This is a genomic window from Curtobacterium sp. C1 (assembly GCF_021049325.1).
In the GTDB taxonomy this organism is placed as follows: domain Bacteria; phylum Actinomycetota; class Actinomycetes; order Actinomycetales; family Microbacteriaceae; genus Curtobacterium; species Curtobacterium citreum.
Window position 1 is genome coordinate 696,540 of the sequence record NZ_CP088076.1, and the last position, 17,669, is coordinate 714,208.

The 17,669-nt window shown below is 71.3% G+C and carries 14 protein-coding genes; 7 read left to right on the top strand and 7 right to left on the bottom strand.

Annotated features, from left to right (window positions below; all coding sequences use genetic code 11):
- Window positions 1–73: 73 nt before the first annotated feature.
- Window positions 74–832 (top strand): SDR family NAD(P)-dependent oxidoreductase, encoded by a 759-nt coding sequence (locus tag LQK89_RS03550; RefSeq protein WP_231050221.1) that lies wholly within the window; start codon window positions 74–76, stop codon window positions 830–832.
- Between the two features lie 327 nt (window positions 833–1,159).
- Here LQK89_RS03550 and LQK89_RS03555 read toward each other — a convergent pair whose 3' ends face one another.
- Window positions 1,160–1,750: a TetR/AcrR family transcriptional regulator gene (locus LQK89_RS03555; RefSeq protein WP_114848851.1), complete on the bottom strand. Its 591-nt coding sequence runs from the start codon at window positions 1,748–1,750 to the stop codon at window positions 1,160–1,162.
- Between the two features lie 77 nt (window positions 1,751–1,827).
- Entirely contained in the window at window positions 1,828–4,014 is a 2,187-nt protein-coding gene (locus LQK89_RS03560) for an MDR family MFS transporter (RefSeq protein WP_231050222.1), read from the bottom strand.
- Between the two features lie 97 nt (window positions 4,015–4,111).
- On the opposite strand from LQK89_RS03560, the gene LQK89_RS03565 reads away from it, so the two are divergent.
- Together LQK89_RS03565 and LQK89_RS03570 are read left to right on the top strand one after the other, a co-directional pair.
- Window positions 4,112–4,588 carry a MarR family winged helix-turn-helix transcriptional regulator gene (locus tag LQK89_RS03565; RefSeq protein ID WP_231050223.1) on the top strand — a complete coding sequence of 159 codons (477 nt, stop codon included), beginning with the start codon at window positions 4,112–4,114 and terminating at the stop codon, window positions 4,586–4,588.
- A 135-nt stretch (window positions 4,589–4,723) separates the two neighbouring features.
- Window positions 4,724–6,553 (top strand): DEAD/DEAH box helicase, encoded by a 1,830-nt coding sequence (locus LQK89_RS03570; protein ID WP_231050224.1) that lies wholly within the window; start codon window positions 4,724–4,726, stop codon window positions 6,551–6,553.
- 139 nt (window positions 6,554–6,692) lie between these two features.
- Here LQK89_RS03570 and LQK89_RS03575 read toward each other — a convergent pair whose 3' ends face one another.
- A complete protein-coding gene (locus LQK89_RS03575) occupies window positions 6,693–7,625 on the bottom strand; it encodes an NAD-dependent epimerase/dehydratase family protein (RefSeq protein WP_231050225.1) in 933 nt (310 codons plus the stop codon).
- 122 nt (window positions 7,626–7,747) lie between these two features.
- Between LQK89_RS03575 and LQK89_RS03580 the strand changes: the two genes are divergently transcribed.
- The 4 genes from LQK89_RS03580 (at window position 7,748) to opgC (ending at window position 13,572) form a co-directional block, all read left to right on the top strand.
- On the top strand, window positions 7,748–8,482 hold the full coding sequence (locus tag LQK89_RS03580; RefSeq protein ID WP_231050226.1) for a TetR/AcrR family transcriptional regulator: 735 nt from the start codon (window positions 7,748–7,750) through the stop codon (window positions 8,480–8,482).
- Between the two features lie 121 nt (window positions 8,483–8,603).
- Complete coding sequence (locus LQK89_RS03585) at window positions 8,604–10,631, top strand: glycosyltransferase (protein ID WP_058742852.1); 2,028 nt, start codon at window positions 8,604–8,606, stop codon at window positions 10,629–10,631.
- Between the two features lie 2 nt (window positions 10,632–10,633).
- Window positions 10,634–11,041, top strand: a complete 408-nt coding sequence (locus tag LQK89_RS03590; RefSeq protein ID WP_058742853.1) for an ATP-binding protein — start codon at window positions 10,634–10,636, stop codon at window positions 11,039–11,041.
- Entirely contained in the window at window positions 11,038–13,572 is a 2,535-nt protein-coding gene (opgC, locus tag LQK89_RS03595) for an OpgC domain-containing protein (RefSeq protein WP_231050227.1), read from the top strand. Before LQK89_RS03590 ends, opgC begins: the two co-directional genes overlap by 4 nt.
- A 258-nt stretch (window positions 13,573–13,830) precedes the next feature.
- On the opposite strand, the gene LQK89_RS03600 is transcribed toward opgC, so the two are convergent.
- Genes LQK89_RS03600 through LQK89_RS03615 form a run of 4 tightly spaced genes read right to left on the bottom strand, consistent with a single transcriptional unit; the run spans window position 13,831 to window position 17,645 of the window.
- A complete protein-coding gene (locus LQK89_RS03600; RefSeq protein ID WP_231050228.1) occupies window positions 13,831–14,946 on the bottom strand; it encodes a Gfo/Idh/MocA family protein in 1,116 nt (371 codons plus the stop codon).
- Window positions 14,943–15,767, bottom strand: a complete 825-nt coding sequence (locus LQK89_RS03605) for a ThuA domain-containing protein (RefSeq protein ID WP_175326999.1) — start codon at window positions 15,765–15,767, stop codon at window positions 14,943–14,945. Before LQK89_RS03605 ends, LQK89_RS03600 begins: the two co-directional genes overlap by 4 nt.
- 43 nt (window positions 15,768–15,810) lie before the next feature.
- Complete coding sequence (locus tag LQK89_RS03610; protein ID WP_058743273.1) at window positions 15,811–16,701, bottom strand: carbohydrate ABC transporter permease; 891 nt, start codon at window positions 16,699–16,701, stop codon at window positions 15,811–15,813.
- On the bottom strand, window positions 16,698–17,645 hold the full coding sequence (locus tag LQK89_RS03615) for a carbohydrate ABC transporter permease (RefSeq protein WP_231050229.1): 948 nt from the start codon (window positions 17,643–17,645) through the stop codon (window positions 16,698–16,700). The genes LQK89_RS03610 and LQK89_RS03615 overlap by 4 nt, the downstream gene beginning before the upstream one ends.
- Between the last annotated feature and the right edge of the window lie 24 nt (window positions 17,646–17,669).

Genomic DNA, 17,669 nt, shown 5'->3' on the forward strand with positions numbered 1-17,669 from the left:
AGTGCTACAACTGGGTGGTGGACACCGCGCACCTGCGCAGCTCGCGCACCGCGCACCTCGACGAGGAGACGACATGAGCGACACCACCGCCGGACGGTTCGCCGGCAAGACCATCATCGTCACGGGAGCGGGGTCCGGCATCGGACGCGCCACGGCGACGCGCATCGCGCACGAGGGCGGCCGCGTCGTCGCGACCGACGTCGTGCCCGAGCGACTGGACGCGCTCCGGGACGACCTCCCGGGGCTCGCCGTCGAGACCGTCGTCGGCGACGTCGCCGACCCGGCCACGATCGACGCCCTGCTCGCCGCCGCGGGCCAGCGCATCGACGGACTCGCGAACGTCGCCGGGATCATGGACGCGTTCCTGCCGCCGGACGAGGTCGACGACGTCACCTGGGACCGCGTGTTCAGCGTCAACGTCACCGGTCCGATGCGGCTGACCCGGGCCGTCCTGCCCGTGATGATCGGGGCCGGTCGCGGTGCGGTCGTGAACGTCGCGTCCGAGGCGGCGCTCCGGGCCTCCGCCGCCGGGGCCGCCTACACGGCGTCCAAGCACGCGGTCGCCGGCTTCACGAAGAGCGTGGCGTTCTTCCACGGCCCGCAGGGCATCCGCGCGAACGCGGTCGCGCCCGGTGCGGTAGCGACGAACATCGAGGCGCCGATGCGGAGCGAGTACGCGGCCGGTCGGGTCGGACCGATCATGCAGGTGGCCATCCCGCCGGTCGCGCAGCCCGAGCAGCTCGCGGCGGCCATCACCTGGCTGCTGAGCGACGACTCGGCGAACGTCAACGGCGTCGTGCTGCCGTCCGACGGCGGGTGGTCGGCCGTCTGACCCGGTGCGCCGAGCGGGGACCCCCGGTGTCGACGACGACGACGTTGGCGCCGCCGACACGGGTTCCCGCCGACCGGGGCCGGCGGGACCGAGCATAGGGCGGTCCCGCCGGCACCGACGGCTGCGTTACGGCAACCCGCACGCTGCTCGCGTGACCCCGCCGAGACGCCCGCCTGCCTCGAGACGCCCCGGTCCCGTCGAGACGCTCCGGCCCCGTCGAGACGGCCCCGGGGACGAAGGCGTCTCGGCCACACGGGGGTGTCTCCCCGAGCCAGCGGCAGCGGCAGCGGCCAAGCCAGCGGGACCGGGACCGGGTCCGATCGCGCCCTACGCCGAAGCCAGCGCGCCCATCTCCGCCACGACGACCCGGAGCCGCGCGTCGAGCTCGTCGCTGTCGCCCACGGTGTCCCGGTGTGCGACCTCGGACAGCGCGGACATCACGAGCCCGACCGCCGTCCGTGCCGTCTGCTCGTCGGTCCGGACACCGACGGTGGCGAGGAGCGACTGCCGCGACTCGGCCATCCACCGCATCACCATCGAGGCCATCTCTGGCCGGAGCACGAGCAGCTCCTTCATGCGCCGACGGTCGGGCGACAGCGGGACGGTCGAGGCGATGAGCGTGCAGAGGTCGTCGACCAGGCGTCCGTCGGCCTCGGCGAAGCGGGAGGCGGCCCACGCGGGGACCTCCACGGTGTCGAGGCCGAGCGCGGCGTGCGCCTTCGACGTGAAGTAGTTGAAGAAGGTCCGCGGGGAGACGTCGGCGTCGGCGCAGATCTGCTCGACGGTGACGCCGTCGAGACCGTGCTCGGACACGAGCGTGAGCGCGGCGTCGTGGAGCGCCTGCCGGGTCTGCTGCTTCTTCCGCTCGCGCAACGTGCACGGCGCGGTGGCCGGGTCCGGTGCTGCTGTGGTGGTCACGTGCACTCCTGGGTGGAGGGTGGGTGGGACGGGAGCGGCCGGTCCCGGTGCGCGGTGCACCCGGACCGGCCGCGTGGTCACCGACGCTGGGTCGGCGTGGAGCCGGTCATCGGCCCGGTGAAGGACCCGGCCTCGGCGGCGGCGAGACCGGCCTGCACCTCCAGCTCGTCAGCGCCGTCGCCGGCACCGTTCGCCTGGTCGTGCTGCTCCTGCAGCGCCGAACGCTGGCGGAGCGGCGGCACCCGGAAGAACCAGGTCAGGACGAACGCGAGCAGGATCACCCCGAGCCCGACCCAGTAGATCGTCACGGACGAGGCGTTGAACCCCGCCATGAACGGCCGGGTCAGCCGGCTGTCGGCACCGGTCAGGAACGAGGTGTCGTTCGTGCTCGTGGCGTTCGAGTCGGTGCCGCTGCCGTCCTGGATCTCCTCCGCGAGCTTCGGCGTGAGCTCGTCGACCCAGTACGACCGCTGCGAGGCGTCCGACCAGTCGACGGTCACCGTGCCGTCCTGGACGCTCGCGTGGGCCTTCGTCGCCACGGCGTCGAGTGCGGCGGCCTCGGCAGCGGGGCTGGCGTCGGCGACCTGCTGGTCGATGACGGTCTGGGCGGCGGCCTCGGGCAGCGCCCCGGCGTCGACCTGGGCCTGGACGGCTGCGCTGACCTTCGACACGACCTGCGCGTCGGCGGCCTGCTTCGCCTGTGCGGTCGCGTCGTCGAGCTGCGACTGCACGGTCTTCGTGAGCGGCGTGGTGATCGGGGCCCAGATCTTGTCGATCGCACCCTGGTTCTCGGCCTTGCCCGCCACGGACGGGTCGAGCGCGGCGGAGAGCGCCGGCTTCAGGTCGGCCTGGTTCGCGGTCGCGGTGAGGATGTTCGACGGCATCACCGAGAACAGGATCGACAGGAGCACGGCGGTGCCGAGCGTGCCGCCGATCTGCCGGAAGAAGGTCGCCGACGAGGTCGCGACGCCCATGTCCCGGGCCTCGACCGAGCCCTGGGACGCCAGGGTCAGCGACTGCATGACCGAGCCGAGCCCGAGGCCGATGAGGAACATGCCGATCATCAGGAACCAGAGCGGCTTGTCGATCGTCATGAAGGTCAGGACGACGTAGCCGGCGGACACCAGGAACGTGCCGATGACCGGGAAGATCCGGTAGCGACCGACTCGGGCGACGATCTGGCCGGAGGTGATCGACGCGATCATGAGTCCGCCGACCAGGGGCAGGGTCGCGAAGCCGGACTCGGTCGGGGTGAGGCCGACGACGATCTGCAGGTAGAGCGGGATGGTGAGCATGGCGCCGAACATCGCGAAGCCGACCAGGAACCCGATGACGGTGGCCATCGAGAAGGTGCCGGACCGGAAGAGCTTGAGCGGGATGATCGCCGCGTCGCCCATCTTCGACTCGACGAGCAGCAGCGCGACGAGACCGAGCGCGCCGATGACGTAGCTCGCGATCGCGGCGGGGGAGCCCCAGCCCCAGGTGCGGCCCTGTTCGGCGACGAGCAGCAGCGGCACGAGCGTGACGATCACCGCCGTGGCGCCCCACCAGTCGACCTTCGGCTTGTCGCCCTTGCCGTGCACCTTCGGCAGGTGCAGGAAGACGATCACCATGATGAGCGCGGCGACGCCGATCGGGACGTTGATGAGGAGCACCCAGCGCCAGCCGGTGATCCAGAGGATCTCGGAGGAGCCGGCGAGCAGGCCGCCGATGAGCGGGCCGATGACCGACGAGATGCCGAACACGGCGAGGAAGTAGCCCTGGTACTTGGCGCGCTCGCGCGGGGCGAGGATGTCGCCCATGATCGCGAGCGGCAGCGACATCAGGGCGCCGGCGCCGATGCCCTGCACCGCACGGAACGCGGCGAGCATGAGCATCGACGTGGACATCGACGAGAGCACGGCGCCGAGGATGAACACCACGATGCCGAAGATGTAGAGGGGTCGGCGGCCGAAGATGTCGGAGAGCTTGCCGTAGATCGGCGTCGCGATGGTCGACGTGATCAGGTACGCGGTCGTGACCCACGCCTGCTGGTCGAGCCCGTGCAGGTCGTCACCGATGGTGCGGATGGCCGTGCCGAACACCGTCTGGCCGAGGGACGACAGGAACATGCCCGCCATCAGGCCGTAGATCACGAGGAGGATCTGGCGGTGCGTCATGAGCGGCTGCTGGCCGGGCGTGCCGGGCGCGGGCGCGCCGGTCGCCGCGGGCGCCTCGGCCGCGTGGCGGCCGTGCTGCACCGGGACGGGTGCGGTGGCGGTCATCGAACTCCTTTTTCTGGCTGTGTAACTTTGCAGACCGCGCAACGATACATCCATTGCTTCCAGCAAGCAACTAATTCGGCGCCGGTACCCTGGCCGCGTGACCGAGGACCGCGCCGTCGCCGAGCGACTCCTGCACGCGCAGCTCGACCGGCTCTGGGTCCGCCAGGCGCTCCGCTCGTCGCTCATCGAGTCGCGCGGCGGGCTCGACCCGACAGCGCGCGTGATCCTGCGGGCCGTCGACCACTTCGGTGCCGTCCGCTCCATGGCGATCGCCGACGCGACCGGGCTGTCCCGGCCGGTCGTCAGCCGCCGGGTCGCGTCGCTGGTCGAGGCCGGGTACCTCGACACCTCGCCCGACCCCGCGGACGGACGCGCGAGCCTGGTGGCGGTCGCCGACGCCGGGCGACGTCTGCTCGACCGGCTCGACGTCGCCGGTGCCGAGGCCGTCGACGAGCTCACGCAGGTCTTCGCCACCGACGAGCTGCACACCCTGGCCGGCCTGCTGGCCCGCCTCAACGACCGTGCGGACACGGTGCTCGGCATCGGCGCGCCGGACCGCGACGACGCGGCCTGACCACGCGGCCCGCGTCGCGGACGCGACCGGGGGACGGACTGGAGGCTCGTGGCGGGCCCGCCACGAGCCTCCAGTCCGGTGCTCCGTCACCACGCGCGGTCGCCGCGCAGGTCGCAGCCGGGGTACCGTTTCCGCATGAGCACGGACACCGCCACCACCACCGAGACCACCGACGAGGGGCCCGTGGTGACCTTCGCCGACCTCGGCCTGAGCGACCCGGTGCTCAAGGCCGTCAAGGAGATCGGCTACGAGACCCCCTCCGCGATCCAGGAGGCGACCATCCCGACGCTGCTCGAGGGGCGCGACGTCGTCGGCCTCGCGCAGACCGGGACCGGCAAGACGGCGGCGTTCGCGCTGCCGATCCTGTCCCGCATGGAATCGGGCGCGAAGGTGCCGCAGGCCCTCGTGCTGTCGCCCACCCGCGAGCTCGCGCTCCAGGTCTGCGAGGCGTTCGAGCAGTTCGCCTCCCACATGAAGCACGTGCACGTGCTGCCGGTCTACGGCGGCCAGGCGTACGGCGTGCAGCTGTCCGCCCTGCGCCGCGGCGTCGACGTCGTCGTCGGCACGCCCGGTCGCATCATGGACCACATCGCGAAGGGCACGCTCGACCTGTCCGAGCTGAAGTACCTCGTGCTCGACGAGGCCGACGAGATGCTCAAGATGGGCTTCGCCGAGGACGTCGAGACGATCCTCGCCGAGACCCCGGACGACAAGCAGGTCGCGCTGTTCTCGGCGACCATGCCTGCGCAGATCCGCCGCATCTCGCAGCAGTACCTCACGGACCCGGCCGAGATCACCGTCAAGACGAAGACCAAGACCGCGGCGAACATCACGCAGCGGTACCTCATGGTGTCGTACCCGCAGAAGGTCGACGCGCTCACCCGCATCCTCGAGGTCGAGGACTTCGAGGGCATGATCATCTTCGTCCGCACCAAGAGCGAGACCGAGACCCTGGCCGAGAAGCTCCGCGCCCGCGGGTACGCCGCCGCCGCGATCAGCGGTGACGTCGCGCAGGCGCAGCGCGAGCGGACGGTCAACCAGCTGAAGTCCGGCAAGCTCGACATCCTCGTCGCGACGGACGTCGCCGCCCGTGGTCTCGACGTCGACCGGATCACGCACGTCGTGAACTTCGACATCCCCGTCGACATCGAGTCCTACGTGCACCGCATCGGCCGCACCGGTCGCGCTGGCCGCAAGGGCGACTCGATCAGCTTCGTCACGCCGCGCGAGCGCCGCCTGCTCTCGGCGATCGAACGCCACACCAAGCAGCCGCTCACGCAGATGCAGCTCCCGACGATCGACGACGTCAACGAGACCCGCCTGACCCGCTTCGACGACGCGATCACCGCGGCGCTCGAGCAGCAGGACCGGATCACGGCGTTCCGTGACGTCATCGCCCACTACGTGCGGAACCACGACGTGCCGGCCGACGACGTCGCCGCCGCGCTCGCGGTCGTCGCGCAGGGCGAGTCGCCGCTGCTGCTCGACCCCGCGGACGACCAGCTGCGGAACCAGGTCGACCGCGACGGTGCCCGCGCCGCCCGGCCCGACCGGGACCGCGAGGACCGTGGTCCGCGTCGCTCGCAGCCGATGACCGCCTACCGCATCGAGGTCGGGCGTCGCCACCGCGTCGAGCCCCGGCAGATCGTCGGCGCGCTCGCGAACGAGGGCGGCCTGCGCCGTGACGACTTCGGCGCCATCCAGATCCGGCCGGACTTCTCCATCGTGGAGCTGCCGCAGGACATGGACGCCGGCGTGCTCGACCGGCTGTCGGACACCCGGATCAGCGGGAAGCTCATCGAGATCAAGCCGGACCGCCGGGGTGGTGGCGTGCGGCGTGACCGGGACCGGGATGACCGTGGGCCGCGTGGCGGGGGCCGGGATCGCGACCGCGACCGCGACCGCGACGACCGCGGGTTCCGTGGTGGCGACCGGGAGCGCGCGCCGCGCAAGCCCCGGTACTGAGCCGCGAGGTCGCCGGCTCGGCGCCGTTGCCGAGACGCCCTGCCGTCGCCGAGACGCCCCCGGATCCGGGGGTGTCTCGCTCGTTCGGGGGCGTGTCGGCGCGTTCGGGGGCGTGTCGGCGCGTCCGGGGCGCGGTTCGCTACACCGTCACGAGCCCCGAGAGGGTCCGGCGGCACACCTCGTCCCACGGCGTCGGCTCGATCCTGAAGTGCGCCCGCGCCTGCCGGTCGTCGAGCACGTACGGCGCGGTCCACTGGTACCCGAGCTGTGCGAGCTCGCGCATCAGGGGCGTGACCAGGCCGATGGCCCGGACCAGCCCCATCGGCAGCCCGCGCACGGGGACCGGCGGACGACCTGCTGCCCGGAGCACGTCGGTGAGCGCCTGCTCCTGGGTCCGGGGTGGGTTCGACGGCACGTTCCAGGTACGCCCGTGCGACGAGGGGTCGTCGACGGCCGCGACGAGGGTCCGCGCGACGTCCTGCACGTCCGTGTAGGTGTGCGGTCGGTCGGTCCGGCCGATCACCGTCACGGCCTTCCCCTGCAGTGCGGCGGGCAACACCCGTGTCACGTGCCCGTTCTGGCCGATGCCGGGTCCGACGTAGTCCGAACCGCGGACCTCGACGGCCCGCAGGCGTCCGGCCTCGTGCGCGGCCCGGGCATCCGCCCACATCCGTGCCCGCAGCACGCCCTTGTGGTCCGTCGCCGCGTCGGGCAGGTCCTCGTGCATCGGTCCGTCGACGGGGCCGTACGGGTACAGGTTGCCGGTGATGCCGTACACGGCCCCGGTCCGCTCGGCGGTGGTCAGCAGGGCGTCCGCGAGCGGCGGCCACACCCGCTCCCACTGCGTGTAGTCGCCGGGGTTGGCGCAGTTGTAGAGCGCAGCGGCGCCCTCGGTGACGCGGGTCAGTGCGCGGGCGTCGGATGCGTCGAGCGCCTCGTGCCGGACTTCTGGCTGGCCGGTGTCGCGGCCGGACCGCGTGACGACGACCACCTCCTCCCCGCGGTCGGCGAGGTGGGCGGCGACGTGCCGCCCGACGGGACCGGCGCCGACGACGACGTGGTGACGGGACATGGTGGCCTCCTGGGTCGATTCGGAGAGCGGTGCTCTCGGAAGCAGTGTGGCGCGCTTCGGCTCCGATTGCAAGAGCAGTGCTCTCGTTTGTGTGCACTGCTCTCGCATGGCATCCTGACGGGATGTCCGACAAGGCCCCGACCGCCCGTGCCCTGGCGCGCGAGACCGTCCGCGCGCGGATCCTCGCTGCGGCTCGGGTGCGCCTGACCGAGGAGGGTCCCGCGCAGCTCAGCCTGCGCGCCGTCGCGCGGGACGTCGGACTCGTGTCCTCCGCTGTCTACCGGTACTTCCCGAGCCGGGACGACCTGCTCACGGCGCTGCTCGTCTCGGACTACGACGAGCTCGGCGCCGCGGTCGAGTCCGCCGAGGCGCCGGTCGACCGCGCCGACCACCTCGGCCGCTGGACTGCGGCGTGCCGGGCGATCCGGACGTGGGCGACCTCCCACCCCGGCGACTTCGCGCTGCTGTACGGCTCACCCGTGCCCGGCTACGTCGCACCGCAGGACACGATCGAGCCGGCGTCGCGCGCCACGCACGTGCTCGTCCGGATCGTCACCGACGCGTGGGCTGACCGGGACGGTGCCTCCTCGCGGCTCGGGACCGGTCCCGCGGTGGGTGACCCGGTGCGGACGGCCGCCGCGATCGCCGACGCCGTCGCCTACACGCGCCAGCGGGGCTTCCACGCCGATCCGCCCCCCGAGGCCGTGCTCCGCCTGCTCATGGCGTGGACCACGGTGTTCGGGGTCCTGTCCTTCGAGCTGTTCGGTCACGCCGTCGGATCGGTCTCCGATCCCGACGCCTACTTCGACGAGGTCATCGTCCGCCTCGCGCACGACCTGGGCGTCGTGCACCGCTGAGCACGGTCGGACGGGGGGTTCATCGGGGCGTCGGGCTGACAGGTCCTCGTGTGCTGCGGTAGACAGGCTGGTACGCAGCGCACTCACCAGCGCTGTCCGGCAGCAGCAGGGAAGGATGCCGATGACGGCGCTCGACGTCAGCCGCCAGGACCGGCGACGGCTCACGACCGGAACCCCGACCCGGCGTCTCGCCGTGGTCCGGACCGTCGCACTGCTCGCCTCGATCGCCGGCGTGAACTACATCGTCTGGCGCTGGGCCGCGTCCGTGAACTGGCACTCGTGGTGGATCGCGGTGCCGCTGATCCTGGCGGAGACCTACAGCGTCATCGACTCGCTCCTGTTCGCCTTCGGAGCGTGGCGGCTGCGCGAGCGGGGGGAGCCGCCGACGAAGCCGGCCGGGGACGTCACGGTCGACGTCTTCATCACGACGTACAACGAGCCCGTCGAGCTCGTCGTCCGCACCGCCCGTGCGGCGAAGGCGATCACGCACCCGCACAGCACGTGGATCCTCGACGACGGCAACCGCCCCGAGATGCGCGCCGCCGCCGAGTCGCTCGGGATCGGGGTCATCACCCGCGGTGCCGACTGGGTCGACCGGCCCCGCCACGCCAAGGCCGGCAACCTGAACAACGCGCTGCTCGCCACCCAGGGGGAGTTCCTGCTCATCCTGGACGCCGACCAGGTCCCGGAACCGTCGATCCTCGACCGCACGCTCGGGTACTTCAAGGACGAGCGGATGGCGCTCGTGCAGACCCCGCAGTGGTTCGAGAACGTCCCGGACGCCGATCTCCTCGGAAGCCAGGCGCCCCTGTTCTACGGGCCGATCCAGCAGTCGAAGGACGGCTGGAACGCCGCGTTCTTCTGCGGCTCGAACGCGATCCTGCGCCGCGAGGCCCTCATGCAGCTCGGCGTCACCCGCTACGTGCGCGAGGTCGAGGAGTCCGTCGAGCGGACGATCAAGACCTCGCGGAAGCTCCTGGCCCGAGCGCGCGAGACCGAGACCGACCCGCGCGTGCTCGACGCACTCGACGGGGCCGAGCAGGTCGTCGACCGCGCCCGTGACCAGATCGACCGGGGCGAGCCGCTCGGCGACGTCACGTACGACTTCCAGCGCGGCATCGACGCGATCGCCTTCCGGTTCGCCGCCGCCGACCTCGAGGCGGTCCGCCGCGACCTGCAGGAGCTCGCGGCGATGTCGACCGAGGCGGACACGTTCGCCGGGCTCGACGACGCCGCACTCGACGTGCTCGGTCGGCGCGAGGCCTCGCCCGTCGCGGCCATCGAGTCGATCGCCGTCCTGGCCCGCGCGCTCGACGTCAACCGGGACGACGAGGCGCAGCCGATCATGCCGCTCGCCACGATCTCGGTGACCGAGGACATGGCGACCGCGATGCGCCTGCACGGCCTCGGCTGGAAGTCGGCGTACCACGACGAGATCCTCGCCAAGGGCCTGGCGCCCGAGGACCTGCCGACCATGCTCGTGCAGCGCCTCCGGTGGGCACAGGGCACCATGCAGGTGTTCTTCCGCGAGAACCCCCTCGTGCAGAAGGGGCTCTCGTTCGGGCAGCGCCTCATGTACTTCTCGACGATGTGGAGCTACCTGTCGGGCTTCGCCGCGGTCGTCTACATCGCGGCCCCGGTGCTCTGCCTGTCGTTCGGGGTGGTCCCGGTCCAGGCGTACAGCGTCGACTTCTTCGTGCGGCTCATCCCGTTCCTCGTGCTCAACCAGGCCCTGTTCTGGGTGGTGGCCGCTGGGAGACCGACGTGGCGCGGGCAGCAGTACTCGCTCGCGCTGTTCCCCGTGTGGATCGAGTCCGTGACGAGCGCCTTCGAGAACGTGTTCCGGGGCAAGCCGCTCGGCTTCCGGGTCACCCCGAAGGTCCGCGACGAGTCCGAGCAGAAGCCGCGGTGGGACCTCGTCAAGCCGCAGCTCATCGCGATGGCGGCCCTCGTCGCGTCGCTCGTGCTCATCGGCATCCGCTACCTGACCGGCCAGGCGGAGGGGATCGCGCCCCTCGTCAACTCCGCCTGGGTCGTCTTCGACCTCTTCATCTTCAGCATCGTGATCCGGGCCGTCCGTTACGGCGGTCCCGGCCCCGGCACGGTGCAGTCCGAACACGAGTCCTCGACCGCAGGAGGCCCGCTGTGACCATGCAGCACGTGACCTTCGAGGTGCCGGCCGTCGCCGCGTCCCTCGACGAGGTGCAGGACCGGTTCGCCGCCTGGTGGGAGACGCTCGACGTCGACGACGTGCGGCTCCGCTTCGCGCTCGAGACCGCGTTGGCCGAGATCGCCGCGAACATCGTCGAGCACACGAAGCGCACCGACCGGGTCGAGGGCCGCCGGTACACGGTCGAGCTCCTGGCGACCGACCGCGAACTCCTCGCGGTGCTCACCGACAACGGGCAGCCGGCCGACGTCGACCTGTCCGCGGTGACGATGGCGGACGTCGACGAGGAGAGCGGCCGCGGCCTCGCGCTCGCCACGGCCGCGCTCGACCGGCTCGAGCACCAGCACGTCGGCGGTCACAACATCTGGACGCTGGCGTGCACCCGGTGAGGGGCGTCCTGGCCAAGGCCGTCGCGCTCCTCGTCGTGATCGGGACGCTGCTGCTCGGCGGCGCACTCCCGGCGGCCGCGGTGACGGCGACCCCGGCGGCGGCGACCCCGGCGGCGGCCTCGGACCGCGGTGCGCTCCCGGCGTCCGACCGGGCGTGGTTCGGCCCCGACCTGGACTGGGGCGACGACGGCCCGGACGGCTACGCGGGCCGACTCGGTGCCGTGCCGTCGATGTACGGCGTCGAGATCGAGTACCCCTTCGACCGGAGCGCCCGGAAGGAGTTCCTCCGGGCGACCCGGGCTGCGGCCGCCCAGGGGGCCGTCCTCGTCGTCAGCCTCGAGCCCTCGCAGTCGCTCGGCTCCCTGACCCGCGCCGACGCCGAGACCGCGAACCGCCTGTTCGAGGAGGTCCACCGGCAGTACGACACCCGCGTGCTCGTCCGCTTCGCGCCGCAGATGAACGGCACGTGGGTCCGGTGGGGGCAGCAGCCGACCGCGTTCGTCGACGCCTTCCGTACGCTCGCCCGCGTCGTGCACGCCGGCGACTCGTCGGCCGCGATGGTGTGGTCGCCGTCGTACGGGGCCGGCTACCCGTTCGGGGAGTCCGCCGGCCGCCTGCAGGACCTGTCGGCGACCGACGTGTCGAAGCTCGACACGAACGGCGACGGACAGCTCACCGCGGCCGACGACCCGTACGCGCCGTACTGGCCCGGTGCCTCGAGCGTCGACTGGGTCGGCCTGTCGATGTTCTCCTTCGGCAAGGGCAAGGCCACCGAGGCCGCCGGGCGCGAGGTCCCTCTCACCACCAACGAGGTCCCCGCCGCCGGTGAGGTCCAGGCACGCTTCGACGAGACCTGGGGCTACCAGCAGCCGCAGACCGAGGGGACCTTCACCCAGCGCTTCGCCGTCGACCAGGACCGTCCGATGCTCCTGGACACCGGGGCGCTCTACGACCACTCGCTCGAGGGAGCCGCGGAGCTCCCGGTCAAGCAGGAGTGGTGGCGGCAGGTGATCGCCGCCGTGCAGCAGCACCCCGAGGTCCGCGGCGTCACGTTCCTCGAGACGAACCGCCGCGAGCCCGAGGCCGGCAACCGGGTCGCGGACTGGCGGGACACGGCCGTCCCGGGGATCGCCGGGTCGTTCCGCACCGACCTGCAGGACGCCGACCACTTCGTCTTCGGGCCGGTCACCGAGCGGATCACACCGCAGGACGGCGCCGCCGCCATCAGCCAGGAGTACGAGACCGGCGGCGACCAGATGGCGTGGATCGTCTGGTTGGCGGCCGGTCTGGCGGCGGTGTTCCTGCTCAGCGGCCTCGTCGGTCGCCTCCTGCCGAGCTGGCGCTACCCCGACGACGGCAAGCCCGGGCGCGACCTGCGGCTCGACCTGTTCCGCGGCTTCATCATCCTCGCCGTCGTCATCACGCACATCGAGATCGGCGGGCCGTACTCGTACATCACGCTGCACGCCACGGGCGCGATCACCGGCGCCGAGATGTTCGTGTTCCTGTCCGGCATGGTCCTCGGCATGACCTACCCGTTCGCGATCAAGAAGTTCGGCGAGTGGGTCGCCGCCGTCGGCGCGTGGAAGCGTGCGCGGAAGCAGTACCTCGTGACGCTCGGGGTGATCCTGGTCGTCTTCGCGATGAGCTTCATCCCCTTCCTGAACACCGACGCGATCACGACCTTCACGGACCGGGGGACCGGGACCGGCGGCGTCGGGGCCGAGGGACGGGTGTACGACCTGTACCCGAACGCGATGCAGCTGCTCGCGTACCCGCCGCCCTGGTACGCGATCCGGCAGTTCCTGCTGCTCGAGATGGGCCCGTGGCCGTTCAACATCATGGGACTCTTCGTGGTGCTGAGCCTGTTCATCCCGCTCTTCATGTGGGTGATCCGGCGCGGGTTCTGGTGGGCGCTGCTCGTCGTCAGCTGGGCGGTCTACGTCTTCCAGGCCCTCAACCCCGACTTCCGTCCGCTGAACTCGCAGTTCGAGGCGGTCTTCCCCCTCCTCACCTGGCAGGTCGTCTTCACGCACGGACTCGTGCTCGGCTACTACCGCCGACAGGTCATCGGCGCGCTCACCGGTCGGCTCGGCAAGGTGCTCATCGGCGTCGGCATCACCGGGTACGCGCTGTTCCTGGTCTACGTCTGGGCGGGCAACCAGTTCGGCTTCACCCCGACCCCGTTCCCCGCGACGATGTACGACCAGCTCTACAACACGGCGTACCAGCGCGTGGACCTGCAGTGGGGCCGGCTCGTCGACATCGCGTTCTTCGCGATCGTGTCGTACGCGATCCTCACGGTGTTCTGGAAGCCGATCGCGGCGGTCCTCGGCTGGCTCTGGATCCCGATCGGGCAGGCGAGCCTCTACGTCTTCGTGTGGCAGGTGTTCTTCGCGCTGGCCATCGCGTCGATCCCCGGTGTCGACTGGTTCAACGGGTGGATCGGCTTCGCCGCCCACACCGCGCTGATCCTGCTGGTCTGGTACATGATCCGCAAGAAGTTCCTCTTCTCGGTCATCCCCCGCTGACCCCGCCCGCGCGGTCGTTCCCATCGCGCGTGACGTAGGAAGCCGATCCGCGCATACCTGGTCAGAACGAACGACCTGGTACGCGCGATTCGACCCAGTACGCGCGGATCGGCCTTCGTTGCACGGATCGGCCCGGCATCCGTGGATCCGGCAGCGCGAGCGCGGGTGGGCGGGTGCGGACGCGACCACGGACGGACGGGAGGCGCGGTGCCGGCCGGAACCGCGCCTCCCGTCCGTGGGGTGGTCACGTGGGGCGGGTCAGGCGAGCGCGCCGCTGTCGGACGCGAGCGCCTGCCGGACCGGACCCCACGCGGCGAGCCGCTCCCGGACCGCCTCGTCCCGCTCGGTCTCCAGGGCCGTCGCGTGCGCCTGCTCGAGCACCTCGTCGACGACCACGCGCTGCCCGGAGCGCGCCGACGCGATCGCCGCGTCGACCATCACCAGGCTCATCACGTTGCCGTGCACCTCGCCGTCGGGACGGTGCCCGGACCGGACCGCGCGGACGAACGAGGCGAGCGCTCCCGCGATCTCCGTCCCGACCCCGGGGGCGGCGTCGGGCGACCCCGCTCCGCCGTCGACGACGCTCGACGGGTCGTGGTCGCCGTCCCAGGCGGCCGAGCCGGTCGCGCCGGTGGCCCGCCAGTCGCCGTTCCAGGACGTCTCGTCGCCCGGCGCGCACCACGAGCCGTCGTAGACGTAGCGGACGTCGTCCTCGAAGGTGAACACCGCGGCGGCGTTCGCGTGCCCGCGGTACCAGGACCACGACGGGTTCCACGACTCGCAGTACACCGACACGGGCTCGCGTTCGAGCACGTAGCGGGCGGAGTCGAAGGCGTGGATCGCCATGTCCAGGAGCAGGACGTCGTCCATCTCCTCACGGAAGCCGCCGAAGCGCGGTGCCTTCGCGAACCGGGTGTTCAGGCTCCCGACCCCGCCGAGCGCGCGGACGTGCTGCCGGAAGGCGACGAGCTGGTCGTTGTAGCGGCGGGACTGGGACACCATGAACAGCTGCCCGGTGACCTCGGCCGCGGCGGCGAGGGACAGGGCCTCGGCGACGGTCTGGGCGGCGGGTTTCTCGCCGAGGACCGGCAGGCCGGCGTGCAGGGCGTCCATCGTGACCTGGTGGTGGGCGACGGGCACGGTGATGTCGAGGACGGCCTCGGCACCGGTCTCCGCGAGGAGCGCCGTGAGGTCCCGGCCGACCGGGATCGACGGGGCGCCGGCCAGGTCGGCCCCGGCGCGTGCGGCGTCGAGGTCGAGGTCGACGACGCCGACGAGCTCGACGTCGGGGTCGGCGGCGACGGTGGCGAGCCACGCGCGGCCCATCCCGCCGGCGCCGACCTGCACGACCCGCAGCGGGGCGTGCTCGGTCATGCGCGGACCCCGGCGGCCTGGTCGTCGGCCTGCTCGGACGCCGGCTCGACCGGCTCGTCGTCGAACGGGCCCCGGTAGTGCTGGCCGTCGAAGTACTCGCCCAGGTCGTAGCGGCGGAGCGTCGGCAGCTCGCGCTCCCGGTCCGGCCGGGCCCACTCCGCGCCGTTCGCGATCACCCGACGGACGTCGGGGTGGTGGTACACGGGGAAGTCCTGGTCGCCCGGCGAGAAGTAGAAGATCTTCCCGAGGCCGCGGCGGTAGGTCATGCCGCTCCGGAAGACCTCGCCGCCGGTGAACCCCGAGATGAAGATCAACTCGTCAGGGGTCGGGACGTCGAAGTACTCGCCGTACATCTCCTGCTCGGGGATGACGATCGGGTTCGGGACGCCACGGGTGATGGGGTGCTGCGGGTTCACGGTCCAGACGAGCTCCTGGTCGTGCTCGCTACGCCACCGGAGCGTGCAGGTCGTGCCCATGAGCTTGCCGAAGATCTTCGACCAGTGGCCGGAGTGCAGGACGACGAGCCCCATGCCGGACAGGACGTGCTTGTGCACCCGGTCCACGACGGCGTCGTCGACGTCCGCGTGGGCGGCGTGCCCCCACCAGGTGAGGACGTCGGTCTCGGCGAGCACGGCGTCGGTCAGGCCGTGCTCGGGCTCCTGCATGGTCGCGGTGCGGACCACGGCTTCGGGCAGGTGCTCGCGGATGCCCGCGGCGATCGCCCCGTGCATGCCCTCGGGGTAGCGCTCGGCGACGTGTTGCTCGACCTGTTCGTGGACGTTCTCGCCCCAGACGGTGACGCGGAGGGGGGTGGTGGTCATGGTGTGTGCCTTCCTGGCTGTGGGAGCGCGGGGCGGGCCGTCGTCACTTGACGGCACCGCCGAGCGCACCGGCGGAGATGTAGCGCTGGGCGACGATGAGCAGGACCGCGGCCGGCAGCGATGCCAGCACGGACGTCGCCATCACCGGGCCCCAGTCGGTCACGTTCGAGCCGATGTAGTTGTAGATGCCGAGCGTGATCGGTCGGACGGCGTCGGTCGACGTCAGGGTGAGCGCGATGAGGAAGTCGCCCCAGGCACCGAGGAACGTGAAGAGCGCCGCGGTGACGATCGCGTTCCGGCTGATCGGCAGGACGATCGACACGAAGGCCCGCAGGTCGTTCGCACCGTCGACGAGCGCGGCTTCGACCAGGCTCGGCGGGATCGACTCCATGAACGCGCGCATGAGCAGCACCGCGAAGGGGACCTGCACGGCGCTGTCCGCCAGGATCAGTCCGAGGTAGCTGTTGAGCAGTCCGACGTTGTTGAACAGCGTGTAGAGCGCGTTCGCGATCACGATCCCGGGGATCATCTGCGTGATGAGCAGCACGAGCAGGAACGCCTTCGTGCCGCGCATCCGGAAGCGGGCGAGTCCGTAGGCCGCCGGGGTCGCGATGACGAGCGTCAGCACGACGGTGCCGAGGCCGATGATCATGCTCGAGACGAAGTTCTGCCCCTGCTGGGCGAACGCCGCCTGGTAGCCGGCGAACGTCGGGTTCCAGGGGAACCAGGTCGCGGTGGCGGCACCGGACGTGGCCTGCAGCGACGTGTTCACCATCCAGTAGACGGGGAAGATCATGATCGCGAGGAACACGATGCCGAGGATCGTGAACGGGATCCCCTTCCGGCTCGAACGGGGTCGGCGGGCCCGGGTGCTCCGTGCCGTGGTGATCGCCCGGGTCGCCGTGACGGTCCTGCCTGCGAGTCCGACGCTCATTCGTCGACCGCCTTCCTGGAGATCGCGATGTAGACCATCGCGAAGACGAACGAGACGACGATGAGCACGTTGCTCACCGCGGCTCCGATGCCGAACTGGAAGTTGATGAACGACTGGTGGTACGCGTTCGTGGCGAGCGTCTGCGTCGAGTTCGCCGGTCCGCCACCGGTCAGGCCGAGGATGATGTCCACGACCTTCAGCGTGTAGACGACCCCGAGCACGATCACCACGCTGACCACCGACCGGATGCTCGGCCAGGTGATGTACCAGAAGGCCTTGAACCCGGTGGCGCCGTCGAGCGCGCCGGCCTCGTAGAGCTCCGGCGGCACGGACTGCAGCCCGCTGTACAGGATCGTGGTGTTGAACGGGATCCCGAGCCAGACGTTGACGCCGATCACCGCGATGAGCGCGAGGCTCGGGCTGACCAGCCACGGCACCGGCCCGATGCCGACGACCCCGAGCAGCTGGTTCAGCGCGCCGCTGTCCTGGTCGAGCAGCCACTTCCACACCGCGCTCGAGGCGATGAGGGGGAGCAGCCACGGCAGCAGCAGCAGGCCGCGCAGGAACCCGGACAGCGGGAAGTGCCGCCGGAAGAACAGCGCGAGCCCGAGCCCGAGGACGAACTGCAGGATGATCGACCCCGCAGTGAAGAGGGCGGTGTTGACGACGCTCGTCGTGAAGACGGCGCTCGTGAACACCGAGACGTAGTTGCCGAAGCCCACCCACGGGGCCTCGCCGGTGAAGAAGGTCTTCGTCGTGTAGTCCTGGAACGACATCACGACGTTCTTGACCACCGGGTAGCCGAAGAACAGGGCCACGAAGACGGCGGCGGGGATGACGAACAGCCATCGGGTCAGGCCGGAACGGAGCCGCGCGCGGCGCTGTCCGGGTCGTACGGGGGCCGGGGACGTCGCTCGCGAACGGAGCTGGGTCGAGGCGCTCATGTCAGGTCCTTTGCGTCGAGGACG